Raw genomic sequence first — 21,127 nt, 5'->3', positions numbered from 1 at the left:
CGGGCCGTCAGGCGACGGTGACGCGGATCTCGGCGGCGGCGGCGCGGGCGGCCCGCTCGGCCTCGGCCGGGTCGACGCCCCAGGCCAGCACGTGTCCGCTGCGCCGGCCCGACGACGTGACCGGCGCGACGGGCGCGCCGACGGCGGTGTCGAGCTGCACCTCCAGCACCCCGGCCACCCGGCGGGCCGGCCGCAGCCCCTCGATGCCGGTGACGGTGCCCGGCTGCGCGAGCAGGAACTCCACCGCCGCCGCCCCGGTCGGCCGGGCCGGCAGCGCCGGCCGCTCGCCGCGCAGCACCCGCAGGTACGCGTCGATGAAGCCGAACTCGTAGCCGATCGAGATCAGCGCGGTGATCATGTCGCCGGGCAGCCGGGCGGCGCACTCCACCAGGTGCGGAACGCCGTCGACGACGATCCACTCGCTGTGCAGCACCCCGGTGCGGAAGCCGGCGGCGGCGCACAGCCGCCCCGCCGCGTCGAGCAGGTCGCGGCGGGCCGCCCCGGGCAGCGCCGACGGGACGGTGTGCCCCGTCTCGACCGGCAGGGGACCGGGCAGCACCCGCTTGTCGGTCACGTTGCCGAAGATCACCTCGCCGTCGGCGACGAGCAGCTCGACGCTGTGCTCCCGGCCGTCGAGCACCTGCTCGGCGAGGACCTGCGTGGGCAGCCCCCGGTCGGTGGCCTCCGGCGGGGCCTCCGGGGCCGCGGTGGCCGCCCAGGCGGCCGGGATCTCGGCCGGGTCGGCGACCAGCCGCACCCCGAGGCTGCCCGAGCGCCGGGTCGGCTTGAGCACGCAGCGACCGCCGTGCCGGCGCGCGAACTCCATCGCCTCCGCCGGCTCGCCCACCAGCGCGTACGCCGGGTTCGGCAGCCCGGCCCCGGCGGCGAGCAGCCGCATCCGGTGCTTGTCGGAGAAGACGTCGGCGGCCTGCGCCCCGGCGCCGGGCAGGCCGAGGCGGGCGGCGAGGCGCGCGGCGGCGCCGACGGCGTACTCCAGGCCCGGCATGACGAGGCGGGCCCCGGCCAGCTCCGGCTCGCGGGCGAGCAGCGCGTCCGCGTCGAAGCCCGTCTGGTATTCGGCCGGCACGACCCGGGCCAGGACGGACAGCCGCCCGACCAGCTCGTCGACGCCACGCCGGTCGATCACGTCGGGCTCCTCGACGACGACCACGCTGCCCGCCGGCAGCTCCTCGTCGAGCCAGCGCAGGGTGCCCAGCGAGGCCCCGACGACGATCATCTCGGCGGGGCCCAGGTCCAGGTCCAACGGATGCCTCCCTGCTGGAACGCGCACACCACAAGCCGGCGGGCCCGAGGGCCCGCCGGCTTGTCGACGATGGGTGGGTCGGCGCTACCGCGTCAGGCGCGGGTGACCTTGCCGGCCTTGATGCAGGAGGTGCAGACCTTCAGCTTCTTGGTGGTGCCGCCACCGGCCGGGGTGCGCACCGACTGGATGTTCGGGTTCCAGCGGCGGTTGGTCCGCCGGTGCGAGTGGGACACGTTGTGGCCGAAGCCCGGCCCCTTGCCACAGACGTCGCACACGCTAGCCACGGGATACTCCTGGGATTGATACGTTCATGAGGTCGCCGCCAGGCGCAGCCCGGGCAACCTGGCCAGGTTACCCGATGCCCCCGCCGCCGCCCAACCGGGCCCCTGGTGACGCCGCGGCAGGGGCGTTCCCGGCACCGGTCGCCGCCCCCGGATCGCCGTTGTGCCGCAGCGGTGCCGCCCCCGGATCGCCTTCGGGGCATCGCCGTGCCGCGGCGGTGCCGCCGCCGGGCCGCCGACATGGTGGCGTCGTCCCGGGCGGGTGTCGGTGCGCGCCAGTAGGCTTCCCGACGTGCTGGACACCCTCGACGCCGCCGCGGTGCGCCGCTGGTGCGCGGGCGGGCTGGCCGCGCTGCGCCGGCACCAGGGCGAGATCGACGACCTCAACGTCTACCCGGTCCCCGACGGCGACACCGGCACCAACCTGGTGCTCACCCTCACCTCGGCCCAGCAGGCGCTCGCGATGGACCTGGCCACCCTGCCCGACGGCGGGCCCACCGCACACGGGCACGCGCTGCGGCTGATGGCGCGCGGCGCGCTGCTGGGCGCCCGGGGCAACTCCGGGGTCATCCTGTCGCAGATCCTGCGCGGCCTCGCCGACGCCCTGGCCGCCGCCCCGGCGGTGCGGGGCCGGCAGCTCGCCGCCGCGCTCGGCGACGCCACCGCCGCCGCCTACTCCGCCGTGGCCGAGCCCGTCGAGGGCACCGTGCTCAGCGTGGTCGCCGCGGCGGCCCACGCGGCCGGCGCGGCCGACAGCGACGACCTGCCCGCCGTCGCCCGGGCGGCGGCCGGCGCGGCGGCCGAGGCGCTGGCCCGCACCCCCGAGCAGTTGCCGGCGCTCGCCCGCGCCGGCGTGGTCGACGCCGGTGGCCGGGGGCTCTGCCTGCTGCTCGACGCGCTGGTCGAGGTGGTCACGGGCGAGAGTCCGCGCCGGCCGGCCCCCGCGCCCCGCCCGGTCCGCCCGCCGGCCACGGCCGCCCGCGAGACCGGCTCGCCGGACTACGCGTACGAGGTGCAGTTCCTGCTCGACGCCGACGCCGACGCGGTGGCCCGGATGCGGCGGACCCTGGCCGGGCTCGGCGACTCGCTGGTGGTGGTCGGCGACGGGGCCGGCGGCGCGGCGTCGGCCACCTGGAACGTGCACGTGCACGTCAACGACGTCGGCGCGGCGATCGAGGCGGGGGTGTCGGCCGGCCGGCCGCACCGGATCTCGGTGACCCGCTTCGCCGACCAGCCGCCCGCCGCCCCGGTCGACGCCGGCGCGGCGGCCTCGACGGGCGACGGCCGGGCGGCCGTGGTGGTCGCCTCGGGGGCGGGCATCGCCGAGCTGTTCGCGGGGGAGGGGGCGACCGTGGTGCCGGGCAACCCGTCCACCGGCGCGCTGCTCGACGCGATCCGCGCCACGGCGGCGGCCCGGGTGGTGGTGCTGCCCAACGACCCGAACACCCAGGCCGTCGCCCATGCCGCCGCGCGGGAGGCGCACGCCCTGGGGATACGGGTCAGCGTGGTGCCGACCCGGTCGCCGGTGCAGGCGCTGGCCGCGCTCGCCGTGCGCGACCCGCAGCGCCGCTTCGCCGACGACGTCATCGCGATGGCCGAGGCGGCTGGGGCCTGCCGCTACGCCGAGGTCTGCTGGGCCAGCCGCGAGGCGCTCACCGTCGCCGGCCCGTGCCGCCCCGGCGACGTGCTGGCCCTCGTCGAGGGCGAGGTGCACCTGATCGGGGCCGACCTCGCCGACACCTGCACCGCCGTGGTCGACCGAATGCTCGGCGGCGGCGGGGAACTGGTCACCCTGCTCTCCGGGGCGGACGCCCCCGAGGGGCTGGCCGACGCCGTCGCCGAGCACGTCGCCCGACGCTGGCCGTTCGTAGAGGTCCAGGCCTACCCGGGCGGCCAGCCGCACTATCCGCTCCTGGTGGGGGTCGAATGACGACGACGTCCGAGCCGGCCACGGTCGACACGCCGCTGAAGAAGCTGGTCGGGGAGAAGACGGCCAAGGCCCTGGCCGCCCACCTCGACCTGCACACGGCCGGCGACCTGGTCCACCACTTCCCCCGCCGCTACGACGAGCGCGGCGAGCACACCGACATCCGGTCGCTCGACGTCGGCGAGCAGGTCACCGTGCTGGCCCAGGTGCGGCGCACCGACGTGCGGCCGATGCGCCAGCGCCGGGGCAAGCTGCTGGAGGTCACCGTCGGCGACGACTCCGGCGGGGTGCTCACCTGCACCTTCTTCGGCAACCAGGCGTGGCGGGAGCGGGAGCTGCGCCCCGGCCGGTGGGGGCTGTTCGCCGGCAAGGTCACCGAGTTCCGGGGCAAGCGCCAGCTCAACGGCCCGGAATACGTGCTGCTCGGCGAGGGCGGCGACGGCGAGGCCGCCGCCAACGAGGAGGTCGAGGAGTTCGCCGGGGCGCTGATCCCGGTCTACCCGGCCGCCGCGGCCGTGCCGACCTGGGTGATCGCCCGCTGCGTGCGGGTGGTGCTGGACACCTTCACCCCGCCGGAGGACCCGCAGCCCGCCGCCGTCCGGGCCACCCGCAACCTGATCGACCTCGGCACCGCCCTGCGCGAGATCCACCGGCCGTCGAGCAAGGAGGCCCTCTACCGGGCCCGCCGCCGGCTCAAGTGGGACGAGGCGTTCGCCGTGCAGCTCACCCTGGTGCAGCGCAAGCACCGGGCCGCCGCCTGGCCGGCGCGGTCCCGGCCGCCGCGCGCCGGCGGGCTGCTCGACGCGTTCGACGCCCGGCTGCCGTACGAGCTGACCGGCGGGCAGCGGGCCGTCGGCGCGGAGATCGCCGCCGACCTGTCCACCGCCCACCCGATGCACCGGCTGTTGCAGGGCGAGGTCGGCTCAGGCAAGACGGTGGTGGCGCTGCGGGCGATGCTCCAGGTGGTCGACGCCGGGGGCCAGGCCGCCCTGCTCGCCCCGACCGAGGTGCTCGCCGCCCAGCACCACCGGGGCATCCTCGACCTGCTCGGCCCGCTGGCCCGGGCCGGGGAGCTGGGCGCCGCCGACGGGGCCACCTCGGTGGAGCTGGTCACCGGCTCGCTGGGCGCGGCGGCCCGCCGTCGGGCCCTCGCCGAGGTCGCCGCCGGCCGGGCCGGCATCGTGCTCGGCACCCACGCCCTGCTCTACGAGGGCGTCGACTTCGCCGACCTGGGCCTCGTCGTGGTCGACGAGCAGCACCGGTTCGGTGTGGAGCAGCGCGACGCGCTGCGCGCCAAGGCGGAGCAGCCGCCGCACGTGCTGGTGATGACCGCGACGCCGATCCCGCGCACGGTGGCGATGACCGTCTACGGCGACCTGGAGGTCTCCGCGCTCACCCAGCTCCCGCAGGGGCGCTCGCCGATCGCCTCGCACGTGGTGCCGGCCGCCGAGAAGCCGGCGTTCCTCGACCGGGCCTGGCGTCGGCTGCGCGAGGAGGTCGCCGCCGGCCACCAGGCGTACGTGGTGTGCCCCCGGATCGGGGACTCGGCGTCGGGGTCGGGTGGCTCGGGGTCCGGGGCGGAGGAGGAGCCGCCCCGGGAGGACGACAACGGCCGGCGGCCCCCGCTCGCCGTCACCGAGGTCGCCCCGCTGCTCGCCGAGGGGCCGCTGCACGGGCTGCGGATCGGGGTCCTGCACGGGCGGCTGCCCGCCGACGAGAAGGACGCCGTGATGCGCGCCTTCGCCGACGGCGAGCTGGACGTGCTGGTCGCCACGACCGTCATCGAGGTCGGCGTCAACGTGCCCAACGCCACCGTGATGATCGTGCTGGACGCCGACCGGTTCGGCGTCTCCCAGCTGCACCAGTTGCGCGGCCGGGTGGGCCGGGGCTCGGCGGCGGGGCTCTGCCTGCTGGTCACCGAGGCGGCCGAGGGCTCGTCGGCCCGGGAACGCCTCGACGCGGTGGCGTCCACCACGGACGGCTTCAAGCTCGCCGAGCTCGACCTGGAGCAGCGCCGCGAGGGCGACGTGCTCGGGGCGACCCAGTCCGGCCGGCGCTCGCACCTGCGGCTGCTGTCGCTGCTGCGCGACACCGACCTGATCCGTGACGCCCGCGCCGAGGCGATCGCGCTGGTGGAGGAGGACCCGGAGCTGGCCCGTCATCCGGCGCTGGCCGCCTCGGTGGCCGCCCTGGTCGACGCCGAACGCGCGGAATACCTGGAAAAGGGCTGACCGGCCCGGGCTTCCCGCCCCGCCGTTCTCCCCGCCTGGCCGTTTTCCCCGCTCGGCCGCTCTTTCCGCTTGGCCGTTCTCTCCGCTTGGGCGGGTTTCCGCCTGGCTGTGTCCCTCCGCCTGGCTCGGGTTCGCGCCTGGCTCGGGTGGCGCTGGCCACCGCGACCGCCGGGCTGGGCCTGACCTTCTGGCGGTGCTGGCTGCTGGGCCTGGGCCTCGGCCTGGGGACGGTCGTCTTCGCGTTCGTGTCAGGCCGATGATCGACTCCATGTCGGCGACATGGTGGGATCAGCAGGGCCCGGTTACCGCCATGTCGCCGACATGGCTTCCGTTGCGGGCCCCGCCGGGCCGGACCGCGCCCTGGGCGAGGGGCGCGATGCCACTCGATCGTCGATCGAGCACGATCTACCCGTTGGGTGCCGGGCGTGCGGGGCGAGGCACCCGCCGCCTGCCACGAGGTGCCCGCCACGAGGTGCCCGCCACGAGGCGCCCGCCGCCCAGACACGGGCACCAGACCACGCCACCAGACACACGGCGAGGGCGCGTCGACCGGGGTGGTCGACGCGCCCTCGCCGGTGCGTCAGATCAGTTCAGCTCAGGCGGTGAAGCGGATCCGGCGACGCCGGGCCAGCACGAAGAGCACCGCGCCGACCGCGAGCAGGGCCGCCGCGCCGGCGGCGATGCCGCCGGCCGCCGCGCCGGTCACCGGGAGGCCACCCTCCTGGTCGCCACCGCCGGAGCCGCCCTCCTCGCCGCCCTCGCCGTCCTCGCAGTCCTTCGGCTGCTCCCACTTGATCGCCTCGCCGGAGGCGAGGTCACCGGTGACGGTCACGGTCAGGCCCGGGCTCGCCGGGAAGGTGACGGTGACGTCGCGGCCGGGCTCGACCGTGACGGTCTTCGGCTCGCCGGTGCTCGGGGTGAAGGTCGAGGTCAGGGTCGCGCCGTTCTCCGGGTTCGCGATCCGGAAGATCATCTCGTCGCAGGTCGACTCGTAGCCGCCGTCGGGCTCGCCGACCTCGGGCTCCTGGCAGTCCTCGGGCTTGGCCCAGCCGCCGGTGAAGTCCTCCATGCCGGGCGCGGTGACCTTGAGCTCCTGCGCCTGGCCGGGGTTCAGCTTGCGGGTCTCGATCTTGCGCATCGGCACGGAGACGGTCTCGGTGTAGCCGCCGCTGCCGGTGATGGTGAACGCCGCCGCCGCGTTGCCGCTGCGGTTGACCAGGGTCAGCTCGACGTTGCCTTCGCAGTCGGACTGCGCGATGACCTCGGGGACCGGGCTGCACGTCTCGGAGCCGCCGTTGTACCAGGCCTGCGGGCCCTTCGACTGGGAGCCGATGCCCTTGGGGCTGCCGACCTTGCGGTTGTTGTACCGCGGGCCGGTCTCGGTGAGCGGGTCGATGATCTCGTCACCGAAGACGAAGTCGACCTGGGTGTAGCACTGGGGGACCTCGACCTTGAAGTCGAGGGTCGCCACGCCCAGCTCGCCCGCGCCGACGCCGGTGAACTTCTTGACCGACTTGTCGAGCACGTACTGGGGGAAGGCGATCTTCGCCGACGGGGCGACGTAGGAGACCAGCGCGAGGGCCTGCTCCTCGCCCTCGCAGAGCGGGCCGTTGACCAGCGTGATGCTGGCCTCGCCGCGCTTGCCCTTGAAGGTGTGCGTGTAGCGGGCGTCGGCCGCGCTGACGCAGGCCGGTCCCTCGTTGGCGGGCGGGGTCGCCGCGGCGGTCGGGGTGGGCGACGCCGTGGCGGTCGGCGAGGGGCTGGTCGCCAGGGCCGGCGACGAGACCGCGAACGCCGTGGCGAGGCCGGCCAGGGCGGCGGCGGCCACGACGAGCGGTCGCCGTGGCGACAGCTTGGGACGGATCACGCGTACTCCCGGGGTGAAGAAACGTCAGGGTGCGGCGCGGGCAACGGCGGTCAGCGGTCGCGGCCGGGTCAGGCGCGCCCGCGACGACGCCTCCCGGCGCCGGTGGGCCGGCGGAGCGCAGCCGGCACCCGGCACCCGGCAGACCCTAGCGAGAACGCGCCGACCGTTACAGCGCTCAGATAGCCCTAAGGGTGATGTTATGAACTTGAGATCATTGATATACGTAACGTGTTCGCGTGGGGACGCCGGCGGCACGCACGGTGCCGCCCGCCCCGGTGCCGGCGTCGCGTAGCGTCGGGGCATGAGCAGGAGCAGTCGGTGACCCGGATCGTCGCCGGGGCGCTCGGCGGCCGGCGCATCGCCGCGCCGCCCGGCGCCGGCACCCGGCCCACCTCCGACCGCGTCCGGGAGGCGCTGTTCAGCGCCGTGCAGGCCGAGGTCGACCTGGCCGGGGCGCGCTTCGCCGACCTGTACGCCGGGTCGGGCGCCGTCGGCCTGGAGGCGCTGTCCCGGGGGGCGGCGCACGTGCTGCTGGTCGAGTCCGACCCGCGCGCCGCCCGCGTGGTGCGGGAGAACATCGCCGCGCTGCGGGCCGCCCCGGCCGCCCGGCTCGTCACCGGCAAGGTCGCCACGGTGCTGGCCGCCGGCCCGGACGCCGGGCCGTACGACGTGGTCTTCGCCGATCCCCCGTACGCCGTGCCCGATGCCGACGTCACCGCGATGCTGGCCGCTCTGGTCGACGGCGGCTGGCTGGCGGCGGACGCCCTCGTGGTGGTCGAGCGCTCCAGCCGGACCGGGCCGGTCGGCTGGGTGGAGGGCGTCACTGCCGAGCGCAGCCGCCGTTACGGCGAGACCACCCTTTGGTACGGTCGCCGATCATGAGACGTGCGGTGTGTCCCGGCTCGTTCGACCCGGTCACCAATGGACACCTCGACATCATCGGGCGGGCCGCCCGGCTCTTCGACGAGGTGATCGTCGGCGTGCTGATCAACCAGTCGAAGAGTGGCCTGTTCACCGTCGAGGAGCGGATCGAGATGCTCCGCGAGGTCACCTCCTCCTACGAGAACGTGCGGGTCGCGTCCTTCCGCGGCCTGCTTGTCGACTTCTGCCGCGCCCAGCGGGCCAGCGTCCTGATCAAGGGCCTGCGGGCGGTCAGCGACTTCGACTACGAGCTCCAGATGGCCCAGATGAACATCGGCCTGGCCGGCGTCGAGACGCTGTTCATGCCGACGAACCCGCTCTACTCCTTCCTCTCCTCCAGCCTGGTCAAGGACGTGGCCAAGTGGGGCGGCGACGTCTCCGCCCACGTGCCCGACCTGGTCCGCGAGGCCCTCCAGGTCCGGCTCGGCCCGCCGCCGCGTTCCTGACCTGCGGCGGTGGTCCTTCGCCCGGGCCGGGTCGCCCGGCCGCGCGGCGGGCCGGCCCGGCGGCGGGCCGACGCCCCCGACCGGCGGGTCCGGCGCGCCGGCCCGGCCGTGCACGACGCTCTGACCGGCCGCGACACGACGCGCCGGGCGGGGTGGATCGGCGGGCGGTGGCCGGGGCGCGACATGATGGTTCGAGCGGGAACCCGGCCGTAGCCCGCATCATGTAGGTCGGCCGACGAACGACAGGAGTGAGGTACCGGTGGACCCGCTCGACCGCATCGACGAACTGATCGCCATGGTGGAGCAGGCCCGCTCCGTCCCGATGTCGCGGAACAACTGCATGGTCGACCGGGGCGAGATGATCGCCGCGCTCGACGAACTGCGCGCCGGCCTCCCCGCCGACCTGCGCCGGGCGGCGGCCCTGCTGGAGGAGCGGGACAAGATCATGGATGCCGGCAAGCGGGAGGCCGACCGGATCATCAGCGAGGGTGAGGCGGAACACGCCCGCCTGGTGTCGGTGAACGAGATCACGGTCTCCGCCGAGCACGAGGGCGCCCGGATCATCGCCGAGGCCCGGGCCGAGGCGCAGCGGCTGCGCGAGGAGGTCGACGACTACGTCGACACCGCGCTGGCCAACTTCGAGCAGTTCCTCACCCGGGCGCTGGCCTCCATCGAGCGTGGCCGGGACAAGATGCACGCGCTGCGCGAGATCGGCACCTTCGGTGGGGACGAGGCCGACCGCCCGCTACCCTTCTGAGCGGCACCTCAGCAGCCGACAGGCGGGGCGGGCGTCGCCCCCGGTTCGACGGTCCGGGGGCCGCCCAGGTAACCTTTTTTGTCGGCCTCTCACTGGCCGGAGTCTGACTATGCCCAAACACTCGCCTTCATCACTCAACCCCAAGGCGCCGCTGGTCCTCGACACGAGGGACCTGCCGCGTCGCCCTGGCGCGTTGCGTACGCTCCGGCGGGTCGTACCGGCACCGAAGGACCTCGGCGTGGAGTTGATCGGCGTGCCGGAGGGCGCGGACCTCGACCTCGACCTGAGGCTGGAGTCGGTGTCCGAGGGGGTGCTCGTCTCCGGGACCGTCAGCGGTCGCGTCAAGGGCGAGTGCGGGCGTTGCCTGCGTGAGATCGACGACTCGGTGGCCGTGCCCGTCCAGGAGCTGTACGCGTACGAGAACAGCACCACGGACGCCACGACCGACGAGGACGAGGTGGGCCGGATGCAGGACGATCTGATCGACCTGGAGCCGGCGCTGCGGGACGCGGTGGTGCTCATGCTGCCGACCAACCCGCTCTGCCGGGAGGACTGCCCAGGGTTGTGCCCCGAGTGCGGGGTGCACTGGGACGATCTGCCGGCCGACCACAGTCACGAGCAGATCGACCCGCGTTGGGCGGGCCTGTCGCAACTGAACCGTACAGAGGAGTAGGAACCGTGGCCGTCCCGAAGCGCAAGATGTCGCGCAGCAACACCCGGTCCCGCCGGGCGAACTGGAAGGCGACCGTGGTGGCGACCACCGCCTGCCCGCAGTGCAAGTCCCCGAAGCTGCCGCACGCCGCGTGCTCCGTCTGTGGCACGTACAACGGCCGCCAGGTTCTCGAGGTCTGACCTGGACGCCGAGTGACGCCCCCGACCCCCGGTCGGGTGGCGCGCGCATCCTGGCGATCGCCCGGTGCCCCGGCTCCCGCCGTCGCCGGCCGGCCCGTTCCGGCCGGTGTCCCGCTGGAGCCGGGCACCGCGCGGATCGCCGTTGACCTCCTCGGCGGGGACGACGCTCCCGCCGTCGTGGTTGACGGCGCTCTGCTTGCCATGCGCGCCGACCCGGACCTGCACCTCCTGCTCGTCGGCCCCGCCGAGGTCGCCGACGAGCTGATCGGTGCCCTCGACCCGGCGCAACGCGCCCGGGTCACGGTCCGGCCGGTGCGCGCCGCCGTCGGCATGGCCGAGAACCCGGTCGCCGCCCGCGCCGACAGCACCGTACGCACGGCCGCCACCGCCGTCCGCGACGGCCTCGCCGACGCGATGGTCTCCGCCGGCTCCACCGGCGCGACCGTCACCGCGGCGGCGCTCGGCCTGGGCCGCTGGCCGCACGTGCGCCGGCCGGCCCTGGTCGCGACCCTGCCGGCGGTCGCCGGACCGGTGGTGCTGCTCGACGTCGGCGGCTCCCTGGAGCCCGGCCCCGCCACCCTCGCGCGGCACGCCGTGCTCGGCGCGGCCTACGCGGCCGTCGCGCACGGCGTGGTCGAGCCGCGCGTCGGGCTGCTGTCGGTGGGCACCGAGGCGGGCAAGGGGGACCGGTTGCGGCGCAGCGCCGACCCGACGCTCGCCGCCGCGCCGCTGCCCTGCGCCGCGCGCTACGTCGGCCTCGTCGAGGGCTACGACATCGCCTCCGGCCTGCGCGCCGACGTGGTGGTCACCGACGGGTTCACCGGCAACGTGCTGCTGAAGGCGATCGAGGGCGCGTACGCGATGGCCGGCGGGCCCCCGCCCGGCGGCGGCGCCCCCCGGGCCGCCGCCCTGCTCGGGGTGGCCGGCACGGTGGTGGTCTGCCACGGCGCGGCCCGGGGCGAGGACGTCGCCTCCGGCATCGCCCTGGCCGCCCACCTGTGGCGTCGCCGGGCCACCGACACCGTCTCCGTCCTGCTCGGCGTCCCCGGTGGCGTCGGCCCGGCCGCCGGGATGGCCCTGGAGAGCTCCGCGCAGTCCGGTGACCACACCGAGCGCACCACCGACACCGAGGTGAGCCTGTGACCGCCCGTACCGTCCCGACCGGCCGCGTCGACGCGCCGGCACCGGCGGGCGCGCCCGGCGCGCGCCGTCCGGTCGTGAACCGAGAGGTAACCGCATCATGACCATCGACAAGCGGCGGCGTGCGCCGATCGGTCACCTGGAGACCGCGTTCGGGGTCTCGCTGGACCCGGAGCTGCTGGAGAGGGCGCTGACCCACCGCTCGTACGCGTACGAGAACGGCGGTCTGCCCACCAACGAGCGGCTGGAGTTCCTCGGCGACTCGGTCCTCGGGGTGGTGATCACGACCGCGCTGTTCCACAACCACCCCGACCTGCCGGAGGGCCAACTCGCCAAGCTGCGGGCGAGTGTGGTCAACATGCGGGCGCTCGCGGACGTGGCGCGGGGCCTGGGCCCGGACGGGCTCGGCGCGTACCTGCTGCTGGGCAAGGGCGAGGAGAGCACCGGCGGCCGGGACAAGGCGAGCATCCTCGCCGACACCCTGGAGGCCCTGCTCGGCGCGATCTACCTCCAGTACGGCCTGGACACCGCCGCGATCGTGATCCACCGGCTGTTCGACCCGCTGATGGCCGAGTCGGCCGGGCGGGGCGCGGCGCTGGACTGGAAGACGAGCCTCCAGGAGCTGACGGCGGCCCTCGGGCTGGGCGTGCCCGAATACCGCATCGAGGGCACCGGGCCGGACCACCTCAAGACGTTCACCGCCTGGGTGGTGGTCGCCGGCAACCGGTACGGCGGGGCGGAGGGGCGCAGCAAGAAGGAGGCCGAGCAGCGGGCCGCCGAGTCGGCCTGGCGGGAGCTGACCGCCCAGGCCGAGCGGGAGCAGGCCGAGGCGGCACGACGGGAGCGGGCCGAGCAGGCCGAGCGGGAGCGCGCCGCCGCCGGGGCGGCGGACGGGCCCGTCGAGCCGGGCGCGGTCAACGGGACGGACGTCGTGGGCGTGGCCGGCGAGGTCGACCCGCCGGGTGTCGCGGGCGCGTCGGCGCTGGTCGCCGCCGACGGCGAGCCCGCGGACGCCCCGGCGGCCGGCGAGGCGAACCGTGCCTGAGCTGCCCGAGGTCGAGACCGTCCGGCAGGGCCTCGCCCAGTGGGTCACCGGCCGCCGGATCGCCGGCGTCGAGGTGCGGCATCCCCGGGCGGTGCGCCGCCACCTGGCCGGCCCGGCGCACTTCGCCGACGTGCTCGCCGGGCGGACGGTGCTCGACGTGCGGCGGCGTGGCAAGTACCTGTGGCTGCCGCTGGACAGCGGCGACGCGATCGTCGGCCACCTCGGCATGTCCGGCCAGCTCCTGCTCCAGCCGGCGACGGCGGCCGACGAGCTGCACCTGCGGGTCCGGTTCCGGTTCGCCGACGACGGCCCCGAGCTGCGCTTCGTGGACCAGCGCACGTTCGGCGGGCTGGCGGTCTCCGCCGGCGGGGCCGAGCTGCCGTCCGAGATCGCGCACATCGCCCGGGACCCGATGGACCCGGAGTTCTCCGACAGCGCCTTCGTCGCCGCCCTGCGCCGGCGGCGCACGGAGGTGAAGCGGGCGCTGCTCGACCAGACCCTCGTCTCCGGGGTCGGCAACATCTACGCCGACGAGGCGCTGTGGCGGGCGAAGCTGCACGGGGCCCGGCCGACCGACCAGCTCACCGCGCCCGTCGCGCAGCGGCTGCTCGGCCATGTCCGGGACGTCCTCGGCGAGGCGATCAAGGAGGGCGGCACCAGCTTCGACGCCCTCTACGTCAACGTCAACGGCGAGAGCGGCTACTTCGACCGGGCGCTCAACGCGTACGGGCGGGAGGGCGAGCCGTGCCGGCGGTGCGGCGCGCCGCTGCGCCGGGAGGCGTTCATGAACCGCTCCTCCTACAGTTGCCCCCGCTGCCAGCCCAGGCCCCGGGCGGCGCTGCGGGGCTGACCCGCCGCGCGCCCGCCCGCCGGCCGGGCCCCGCCCAGTTGCCGCCGGCCGGGCCCCGCTCAGTCGCCGCCGGTTCCGATGCGGCCGGGGGCCGGCGGGGCGTCCGGGCAGGCGTCCCGCCACGCGTCCAGCGCGCGCCGCTTCTGGATGGAGGCGAAGCCGTACCCGAGGGTGGTCACGCAGAACTCGTCGGGGTCGCCCGTGTATTCGACGTGGAACACCGGCTTGCCGGCGTCGGCGAACGGCAGCAGCTTGGCGCACTGGCGCAGCCGGACGCACTCCTCGTCGACGGCGAAGTCGAAGTCCGGCGCGAGCGCGGTCACCTGCGGCACGTCCCCGAGCAGTCCGGGGGACAGCTCCAGCGAGCGGGCCAGGGCGGCGACCCGCCGGTTGAACCGCAACTGGTCGTCGAAGTCCAGGTCGAAGCCGGTCGGGTGGGCGTAGCCGTCGGCGTCGGCGAGGGCGACCGCCCCGAAGCCCTTGCCCCGGCACAGCCGGAGCCGGTCGGCCAGGATCGGCTCCAGCACCCCCCACCGCCGCACGTCCACCCACCGGGTGCCGGGCGACCGGCCGGCCGCGCCGCCGACGTCCGCCGGGTACCGGTCGGCGTCCGGGTCGGTCCGCGCGTACGCGCCGACGCCGACCTGGCAGACCAGCCGGCGGTCCCGGCCGCGCAGCGCCGCGGTCTCGGTGCTGGTGGTACGCACGGGGTCGAGCAGGAACACGTCCGCCTCGACCGTGGTGTCGAGGGGGCCGGTGAGCTGCCACTGCCAGCGCCAGTGCCGGGCCTGGCCGGGCGGCCACGGGGTCGGCGCGCCCGGCGGCGTCACCACGGCCCGGCAGCCGTAGGTCGTCGTCACCAGCGTCAGCGCGAGGAGCAGGCGCAGCAGTCGGCGCGGCGCGCGCCCGACGCCGGGCGGCGGCGGCCCGATCCGCATCGGCAGCTCCGCAGGTCGCGGGGCGGCGTCCGGCCGCCCGGAGGCGGGTGCGTCCACCGGCCGCCCGCGGCGCACCGGCCGTCGGGCCGTCCCGCGACGGACCTGCCGCCCCGGGCACCGCGCCCGGCGCGCCTCACCGGGTCAACGAGCGGGGCCCCCGGGACGACTCGCCTCTCCCCGTCCCGGGGGCCCGCCCGGCCCGGGTCAGCGCGGGGTGCCGAAGTCCTGCGTCCAGTAGGGCCCGTTGCTGTTGGCGACGCCGACGCCGATCTCGGTGAAGGAGCAGTTCAGGATGTTGGCCCGGTGCCCCGGGCTGTTCATCCAGGCGTCCATCACCGCGGCCGGGGTCTGCTGGTTCCACGCGACGTTCTCGCCGTACGCGCGCCAGGCGTAGCCGGCCCGGTCGAGCCGCTCGCCGACGTCGCTGCCGTCGCTGCCGTCGTGCGTCATCTTCCGGTGGTCGGCCTGGTCCTGGCTGTGCGCCTGGGCCGCCGCCATGAGCTTGTCGTCGATCTTCAGCGCGCCGCACCCGGCCTCGGCCCGCTCCGCGTTGACCAGGTCGACGACCTCCTTCGCCTGCGCGCTCACGCCGGGCGCGGCGGCGACCCGGGGCGTGGCCGGGGCGCTGCTGCGCTGGTTGCTCCGCGACGCGGCGGTGGTCCGGCTGGGCCTCGGGGCCGGCTTGGCCGTCCGGCTCGGCGAGGGCGACGGGCTGGCGCTGGTCGGCGAGGCGCTCGGCGAGGGCGACGCCGACGGGCTGGCCGAGGTGGGGACGGCCGGGTCGGCGGGCGCGACGACCGGGGCGTCGGCCGCGGCCGGGTCGGTCCGTGGGGTGTCCCCGCCGGGCAGCACGAGGGCGGCGACGCCGAGGCTCACCACCAGGGTGGCCGCCGCGGCGGCGCCGCCGATCAGCAGCGGGCGGGAAAGCCGCCGGGTGGGCCGGTGCCGTCCCTCGCCGCCGCCCGCAGCGGTGCCGGGGCGGCGCGCGGCGGCGGGGTGGGCCGGCCGCGCGGCGGCCGGCGTGGCCGCGCCGCCGGTGGGGCCGGGGACGACCGGCAGCGCCCGGGTGTGCTCCGCCGCCGGGGCCGGGCGGTCGGCCGGATACCGATGGTCGGGGGCCCGCTCCGGGGCGTGCCACCGATCGCCCGGTGCCTCCGGCACGTGCCACTGTCCGCCCGGCCGTTCCGGCGAGTGCCATTGACCGTTCGGCTGTTCCGGGGAATGCCACCGGGCGGTGGGCTCGTCCGCCCGGGGCCGGTCGGCCGGCGACGCCGGAGGCCCGGAGGTGTGCCGTTGGTCACTCGGCTGGTCCGGTTCGTCCCCGAACAGGTAGGTCGACCGGGGTGCCGGGCGGTCGGTCAGCCAGGCCGGCTCGTCGGCCGGGGGCTCCTGACGCCGCCGCGCGCCCTCCGGGTCGTTCGGGTCGGTCCAGCCGTACACGCCTGTCGCCTCCATGGGTCGGTTGCGGGCCAGGGTGACCGTACGGGCGCGCCGCAAGCTGCGGCAACGTGGCTAAGAAAGAGTTAAGACGAAAGCGCTTCACGCGGGGTGAGTTCCGTTGTTCCCGGGCGTACAGTTAACGCGTCCGGACAGAGAGTGTCCGCGCCTTGTGGCAGCCACCGACAAGCGGCCCGGCCGACGTGAAGATGATCTACGGCCTGCGCTAACTTGACTAATGAGGGGTTGTCGGCTCAATATGTAGGTGTCGCCAGTCGCGCCCGTTCGTGCCCAGAATCGCTGGGAATGACAGCCGCGTACGAGTGGGCGCGCGTTGGTCCGGCCTTTCCGGCAGCGCATATCAAGGAGTCAGCATGGCGAAGGCCCTCTACGGCCACGTAGGTGCAGCGCCCGATCGGCGTCTGCTCGACGAGGTCACCCGACTGCGGTCCAGGGTTCAGGCCCTGGAGTTCGAGATCACGCGTCTGCGCGCCGAGAACGATCGGCTCGCGGCGGCTGCGGCGGAGGCGGACGACCTCCTCCGGCTGGCCGAGCCGGCGCTGACCTGATCTTCCGCAGGTCCGACAACTGAATCGCACCACGCAGAAATCGCGCGCCGACACTTAATGTGCCGGCGCGCAGCCATGTCCGGGGCATTTCCCCGTGCCGTTCTCTGATCTTGAATAATTGATCAAGCTCCGCCTCGGCCCGGGCCGTCCGATCCGTACCGGGAAACCCGGTACGCGGCGCCCCGGCCGGTCGTCAACGCCGGCCCGGGGCGGGTCGCGTGCCCGAGCCCCGGCGACACCGGGTTAGTCTGCGGGTTCACCAGGTCCGCGCAGCCCACGACGCTCGGCGGCCACCGGACGAGGATCGAGAAGGTGTATCTCAAGAGCCTGACGGTGAAGGGGTTCAAGTCCTTCGCCTCCGCGACGACGCTGAAGCTGGAGCCCGGGATCACCTGCGTGGTCGGCCCGAACGGCTCCGGCAAGTCCAACGTCGTCGACGCCATCGCCTGGGTGCTCGGCGAGCAGGGCGCCAAGGCGCTGCGCGGCGGCAAGATGGAGGACGTCATCTTCGCCGGCACCGCCGGGCGGGCCCCGCTGGGCCGGGCCGAGGTCACCCTCACCATCGACAACACCGACGGCGCGCTGCCCATCGAGTACACCGAGGTCTCCATCACCCGCCGGATGTTCCGCTCCGGCGAGAGCGAGTACGAGATCAACGGCGACTCCTGCCGCCTGCTGGACATCCAGGAGCTGCTGTCGGACTCCGGCATCGGCCGGGAGATGCACATCATCGTCGGCCAGGGCCGTCTCGACGGGATGCTGCACGCCAAGCCGGAGGACCGGCGGGCGTTCATCGAGGAGGCGGCCGGCGTCCTCAAGCACCGCAAGCGCAAGGAGAAGGCGCTGCGGAAGCTCGACGCGATGCAGACCAACCTCAACCGCCTGACCGACCTCACCGCCGAGCTGCGCCGCCAGCTCAAGCCGCTGGGCCGGCAGGCCGAGGTCGCCCGCCGGGCCGCCGCGATCCAGGCCAACCTGCGCGACGCCCGGCTGCGGCTGCTCGCCGACGACCTGCACACCCTGCGCGCCACCCTGGACCGGGAGATCGCCGACGAGAGCGCCGCGCGGGAGCGCCGCCGGGAGGTCGAGGCGGAGCACACCGAGGTGCAGGGCCGCCTCGGCGAGCTGGAGGCCGCCCTCGCCGAGGACGCGCCGCTGCTCGCCGCCGCCCAGGACACCTGGTACAAGCTGTCCGCGCTCTCCGAACGGTTCCGCTCCGTCGAGCAGCTCGCCCGCGAGCGGCTGCGCCACCTCACCGCCACGCCCGACGACGAGCGCCCCGGCCGCGACCCCGACCAGCTGGACGCCGAGGCGGAGCGGGTCCGCGAGCAGGAGGAGGAGCTGCGCGGCGCGCTCACCGACGACCAGATCCGCCTCGCCGAGGCCGTCGAGCAGCGGCAGGAGCTGGAACGGCAGCTCGCCGCCGCCGAACGGGAGCTGGTCGCCGCCGCGAAGGCGATCGCCGACCGGCGGGAGGGGCTGGCCCGGCTCACCGGCCAGGTCAACTCCGCCCGCGCCCGCACCACCAGCGCCGGGGAGGAGATCGAGCGGCTCGCCGCCGCCCACGCCGACGCCCTGGCCCGCGCCGAGCAGGCGCAGGCCGACCTCGACGCGGTCGCCGAGCAGTCCACCGAGGCCGACCGGGACAACGCCGACCTCGACGACCGGCACGCCGAGGCCGTCGCCGCCCAGGAGCGGGCGCAGGCCGCCGCGCGGTCCCTCGCCGACGCGGAACGGGCCGCCGAGAAGGAGGCCGCCACCCAGAAGGCCCGCGAGGAGGCGCTCGCCATCGGCCTGCGCCGCAAGGACGGCGCGGGCGCGCTGCTGGCCCGCGCCGGCGAGGTGCCCGGCCTGCTCGGCAGCCTGGCCGGGCTGCTCACCGTCGCCCCCGGCCACTCCGCCGCGCTCGCCGCCGCGCTGGGCGGGCTCGCCGACGCGGTCGCGGTCACCGGCGTCGACGAGGCCGTCGAGGCGATGCGGCTGCTCAAGATCTCCGACGCCGGCCGCGCCGGCCTGCTCGTGGGCAGCCCCGCCGGGCCGGGCATGACCGGCGGCCCCGACGCCCTGCGCCCCAAGCTGCCCGCGCACGCCCGCTGGGCCCCCGACCTGGTCGAGTGTTCCGCCGAGCTGCGCCCCGCCGTGCACCGGGCGCTGCGCGACGTGGCCGTCGTCGACGACCTCGCCGCCGCCGCCGAGCTGGTCGCCGACAACCCGGAGCTGCGCGCGGTCACCCCCGACGGCGACGTCGTCGGGGCGTACGCGGCGGCCGGTGGGTCGGCGAAGGCGCCCAGCTTCATCGAGGTGCAGGCCGCCGTCGAGGAGGCCCGGGGCAACCGGCTCGCCGCCGAGCGCAGCGCCGCCGAGCTGCGCGAGCAGCTCGTCGAGGCGCGCGCCGAGGTCGCCGCCGCCAAGGAGGCCGTGCAGCACGCCGCCGCGGCGAAACGGGAGGCGGAGAGCCACCGCAACGCCGCCGCCCGCCGCCTCGCCGAGCTGGGCGCCGCCGCCCGCTCGGCGAAGGCGGAGACCGACCGGCTCGGCGAGTCCCGCGCCCGCGCCGAGGCGGCCCGGCAACGCGACCTCGCCGCCCTGGCCGAGCTGGAGGAGCGGCTGCGGCTGGCCGAGGCCACCCCGATCGACGCCGAGCCGTCCACGGAGGAACGCGACCAGCTCGCCGCGATGGTGCCGCAGGCCCGGCAGAACGAGATGGAGGTCCGGCTCGCGGTGCGTACCGCCGAGGAGCGGGTCTCCTCGATCGCCGGCCGGGCCGACTCGCTGCGCCGGCAGGCCGCCGCCGAGCGGGCCGCGCGGGAACGCGCGGCGGCGCGGCGCGCGGCCCGCGCCCGGGGCGCGACCATCGCCCGCGCGGTGGCCGGCGGCGCCCGCGAGGCGCTGGCCCGGCTCGCCGTGTCGATCGCGCGGGCCGAGGAGCACCGCGACGCCGTGGCGCGCGAGCGGGCCGCCCGCGAGGCCGAGCTGTCCGAGGTACGCGGCGCGGCGAAGCGCCTTGGCGCGGAGCTGGAGCGGCTGACCAGCCAGGTGCACCGCGACGAGGTGGCCCGCGCCGAGCAGCGGCTGCGCATCGAGCAGCTGGAGGCCAAGGCCGCCGAGGACTTCGGCCTCGACGTGGAGACGCTGCTCGCCGAGTACGGCCCGACGCAGCCCGTACCCCCGACCCAGGCCGACGTGGCGGCGGCCGAGCGGGACGGGCTGCCGGTGCCCGAGCCGGTCCGCTACGAGCGGCCGGTGCAGGAGAAGCGGGCCGCGAAGGCGGAACGCGAGCTGGCCCTGCTCGGCAAGGTCAACCCCCTGGCGCTGGAGGAGTTCGCCGCGCTGGAGGAGCGCTACAAGTTCCTCTCCGAGCAGCTGGAGGACCTCAAGGCCACCCGCCGGGACCTGCTGACCGTGGTGAAGGACGTCGACGAGCGCATCCTGGAGGTCTTCGCCAGCGCGTTCGCCGACACCGCGCGGGAGTTCGAGCAGGTCTTCACGGTGCTCTTCCCCGGCGGTGAGGGGCGGCTGATCCTCACCGACCCCGAGGACCTGCTCACCACCGGCGTGGAGGTGGAGGCCCGGCCGCCCGGCAAGAAGATCAAGCGGCTGTCCCTGCTCTCCGGCGGCGAGCGCTCGCTGACCGCCGTGGCGATGCTGGTGGCGATCTTCCGGGCCCGGCCCAGCCCGTTCTACATCATGGACGAGGTCGAGGCGGCCCTCGACGACGTCAACCTGGGCAGGTTGATCACGCTGCTGGCACAGTTGCGGGAGAAGAGTCAGCTGATCGTCATCACCCACCAGAAGCGGACGATGGAGATCGCCGACGCCCTCTACGGGGTGACCATGCGCAGCGGCGTCACCCAGGTGATCAGCCAGCGGCTCAACCGGGCCGAGGGGGAGCAGAACCGGCCCGCCCGCACCGCCGTCGACGGCGGCGGTGCCGGCCGGGGCGACGACGAGCGGCACGGCCGCGGCGAGGAGAAACAGTAGTGGCTCGGGAACGCGCGACGGCGCTCCTGGTGGATCTCGACGGGGTGCTGCGGCGCTGGGACCCGGCGGTCGCCGCCGGCGTGGAACGGGAGTACGGCCTCGACGACGGGGTGCTCGCCGAGATCGCGATGCACTGGGGACGGCTCCAGCCGGTGCTGACCGGCCAGGTCAGCCACGCCGACTGGGTGGCCAGCGTCGCCGACGCGCTGGCCGACTCGGCCGGCGGCCCGCAGCGCGCCCGCGCCGCCGTCGAGCGGTGGCAGCGCTACCGGGGCGAGGTCGACCCCGAGGTGCTGGCGTTCGTGCGCGAGGTGCGGGCGGCCGGCGTACGGGTCGGGCTGGGCACCAACGGCACCGACCTGCTCGACACCGACCTCGCCGCGCTGGGCCTGACCGGCGAGCTGGACGTGGTGGTCAACTCCTCCGTCGTCGGGGTGCACAAGCCGGCGAAGGAGTACTTCCAGGCGGCCTGCGCGGCGCTGGAGACCCCGCCCGCCCGGGTGCTGTTCGTCGACGACGAGGACTGGGCGATCCGGGGCGCGCGGGCGGCCGGGCTCTCGGCGTACCGGTGGGACGGGCCGTCGGGGCTGCGCTACCTGCGGGCGGCCCTGGCGTACTGAG

Annotated in this window: 18 protein-coding genes; 13 read left to right on the top strand and 5 right to left on the bottom strand. The window is 75.7% G+C overall.

Annotated features, from left to right (window positions below):
• Nucleotides 1-7: 7 nt before the first annotated feature.
• Nucleotides 8-1,264, bottom strand: a complete 1,257-nt coding sequence (locus tag HDA31_RS21875) for an ATP-grasp domain-containing protein (protein WP_178063776.1) — start codon at nt 1,262-1,264, stop codon at nt 8-10.
• 92 nt (nt 1,265-1,356) lie between these two features.
• Nucleotides 1,357-1,548 carry a 50S ribosomal protein L28 gene (gene rpmB, locus HDA31_RS21870; protein WP_007075181.1) on the bottom strand — a complete coding sequence of 64 codons (192 nt, stop codon included), beginning with the start codon at nt 1,546-1,548 and terminating at the stop codon, nt 1,357-1,359.
• A 289-nt stretch (nt 1,549-1,837) separates the two neighbouring features.
• On the opposite strand from rpmB, the gene HDA31_RS21865 reads away from it, so the two are divergent.
• Nucleotides 1,838-3,475, top strand: coding sequence for a fatty acid kinase ATP-binding subunit FakA (locus HDA31_RS21865; RefSeq protein WP_178063777.1), 1,638 nt, complete (start codon nt 1,838-1,840; stop codon nt 3,473-3,475).
• On the top strand, nt 3,472-5,703 hold the full coding sequence (recG, locus tag HDA31_RS21860) for an ATP-dependent DNA helicase RecG (protein ID WP_074473799.1): 2,232 nt from the start codon (nt 3,472-3,474) through the stop codon (nt 5,701-5,703). The genes HDA31_RS21865 and recG overlap by 4 nt, the downstream gene beginning before the upstream one ends.
• 595 nt (nt 5,704-6,298) lie before the next feature.
• Here recG and HDA31_RS21855 read toward each other — a convergent pair.
• A complete protein-coding gene (locus HDA31_RS21855) occupies nt 6,299-7,570 on the bottom strand; it encodes a hypothetical protein (protein WP_074473800.1) in 1,272 nt (423 codons plus the stop codon).
• A 318-nt stretch (nt 7,571-7,888) separates the two neighbouring features.
• Here HDA31_RS21855 and rsmD point away from each other — a divergent pair, with 318 nt between their 5' ends.
• From rsmD to mutM, 8 genes are all read left to right on the top strand, one after another.
• Nucleotides 7,889-8,452, top strand: coding sequence for a 16S rRNA (guanine(966)-N(2))-methyltransferase RsmD (gene rsmD, locus HDA31_RS21850; protein WP_178063779.1), 564 nt, complete (start codon nt 7,889-7,891; stop codon nt 8,450-8,452).
• A complete protein-coding gene (gene coaD, locus HDA31_RS21845) occupies nt 8,449-8,937 on the top strand; it encodes a pantetheine-phosphate adenylyltransferase (protein ID WP_074473802.1) in 489 nt (162 codons plus the stop codon). The genes rsmD and coaD overlap by 4 nt, the downstream gene beginning before the upstream one ends.
• A 259-nt stretch (nt 8,938-9,196) precedes the next feature.
• Nucleotides 9,197-9,694, top strand: coding sequence for a hypothetical protein (locus HDA31_RS21840; protein WP_074473803.1), 498 nt, complete (start codon nt 9,197-9,199; stop codon nt 9,692-9,694).
• A 109-nt stretch (nt 9,695-9,803) separates the two neighbouring features.
• Nucleotides 9,804-10,367, top strand: coding sequence for a YceD family protein (locus HDA31_RS21835; RefSeq protein ID WP_043962314.1), 564 nt, complete (start codon nt 9,804-9,806; stop codon nt 10,365-10,367).
• Between the two features lie 5 nt (nt 10,368-10,372).
• Nucleotides 10,373-10,546, top strand: a complete 174-nt coding sequence (gene rpmF / locus HDA31_RS21830) for a 50S ribosomal protein L32 (protein ID WP_043962315.1) — start codon at nt 10,373-10,375, stop codon at nt 10,544-10,546.
• A gap of 114 nt (nt 10,547-10,660) precedes the next feature.
• The gene (locus HDA31_RS21825) at nt 10,661-11,689 is read left to right on the top strand and encodes a phosphate acyltransferase PlsX (protein WP_074474040.1); all 1,029 of its coding nucleotides are present in this window, start codon (nt 10,661-10,663) and stop codon (nt 11,687-11,689) included.
• 97 nt (nt 11,690-11,786) lie between these two features.
• Nucleotides 11,787-12,731, top strand: a complete 945-nt coding sequence (gene rnc, locus HDA31_RS21820) for a ribonuclease III (RefSeq protein ID WP_246384474.1) — start codon at nt 11,787-11,789, stop codon at nt 12,729-12,731.
• Entirely contained in the window at nt 12,724-13,581 is an 858-nt protein-coding gene (gene mutM, locus HDA31_RS21815; protein ID WP_178063780.1) for a bifunctional DNA-formamidopyrimidine glycosylase/DNA-(apurinic or apyrimidinic site) lyase, read from the top strand. Before rnc ends, mutM begins: the two co-directional genes overlap by 8 nt.
• A gap of 59 nt (nt 13,582-13,640) precedes the next feature.
• On the opposite strand, the gene HDA31_RS21810 is transcribed toward mutM, so the two are convergent.
• Complete coding sequence (locus HDA31_RS21810) at nt 13,641-14,519, bottom strand: endo alpha-1,4 polygalactosaminidase (RefSeq protein WP_178063781.1); 879 nt, start codon at nt 14,517-14,519, stop codon at nt 13,641-13,643.
• Nucleotides 14,520-14,723: 204 nt separating this feature from the next.
• Entirely contained in the window at nt 14,724-15,974 is a 1,251-nt protein-coding gene (locus HDA31_RS21805) for a CAP domain-containing protein (RefSeq protein ID WP_178067154.1), read from the bottom strand.
• 356 nt (nt 15,975-16,330) lie between these two features.
• Here HDA31_RS21805 and HDA31_RS21800 point away from each other — a divergent pair, with 356 nt between their 5' ends.
• From HDA31_RS21800 to HDA31_RS21790, 3 genes are all read left to right on the top strand, one after another.
• On the top strand, nt 16,331-16,525 hold the full coding sequence (locus HDA31_RS21800) for a hypothetical protein (protein ID WP_036374707.1): 195 nt from the start codon (nt 16,331-16,333) through the stop codon (nt 16,523-16,525).
• Between the two features lie 312 nt (nt 16,526-16,837).
• The gene (gene smc / locus HDA31_RS21795) at nt 16,838-20,506 is read left to right on the top strand and encodes a chromosome segregation protein SMC (protein WP_246384476.1); all 3,669 of its coding nucleotides are present in this window, start codon (nt 16,838-16,840) and stop codon (nt 20,504-20,506) included.
• Entirely contained in the window at nt 20,506-21,126 is a 621-nt protein-coding gene (locus tag HDA31_RS21790) for an HAD family hydrolase (protein WP_178063782.1), read from the top strand. The genes smc and HDA31_RS21790 overlap by 1 nt, the downstream gene beginning before the upstream one ends.
• Nucleotide 21,127 lies beyond the last annotated feature (1 nt).

The organism is Micromonospora carbonacea (assembly GCF_014205165.1).
Lineage (GTDB): Bacteria > Actinomycetota > Actinomycetes > Mycobacteriales > Micromonosporaceae > Micromonospora > Micromonospora carbonacea.
The sequence above is the reverse complement of the archived record's forward strand: the minus strand, read 5'-3'. Positions and strand labels throughout refer to the sequence as shown.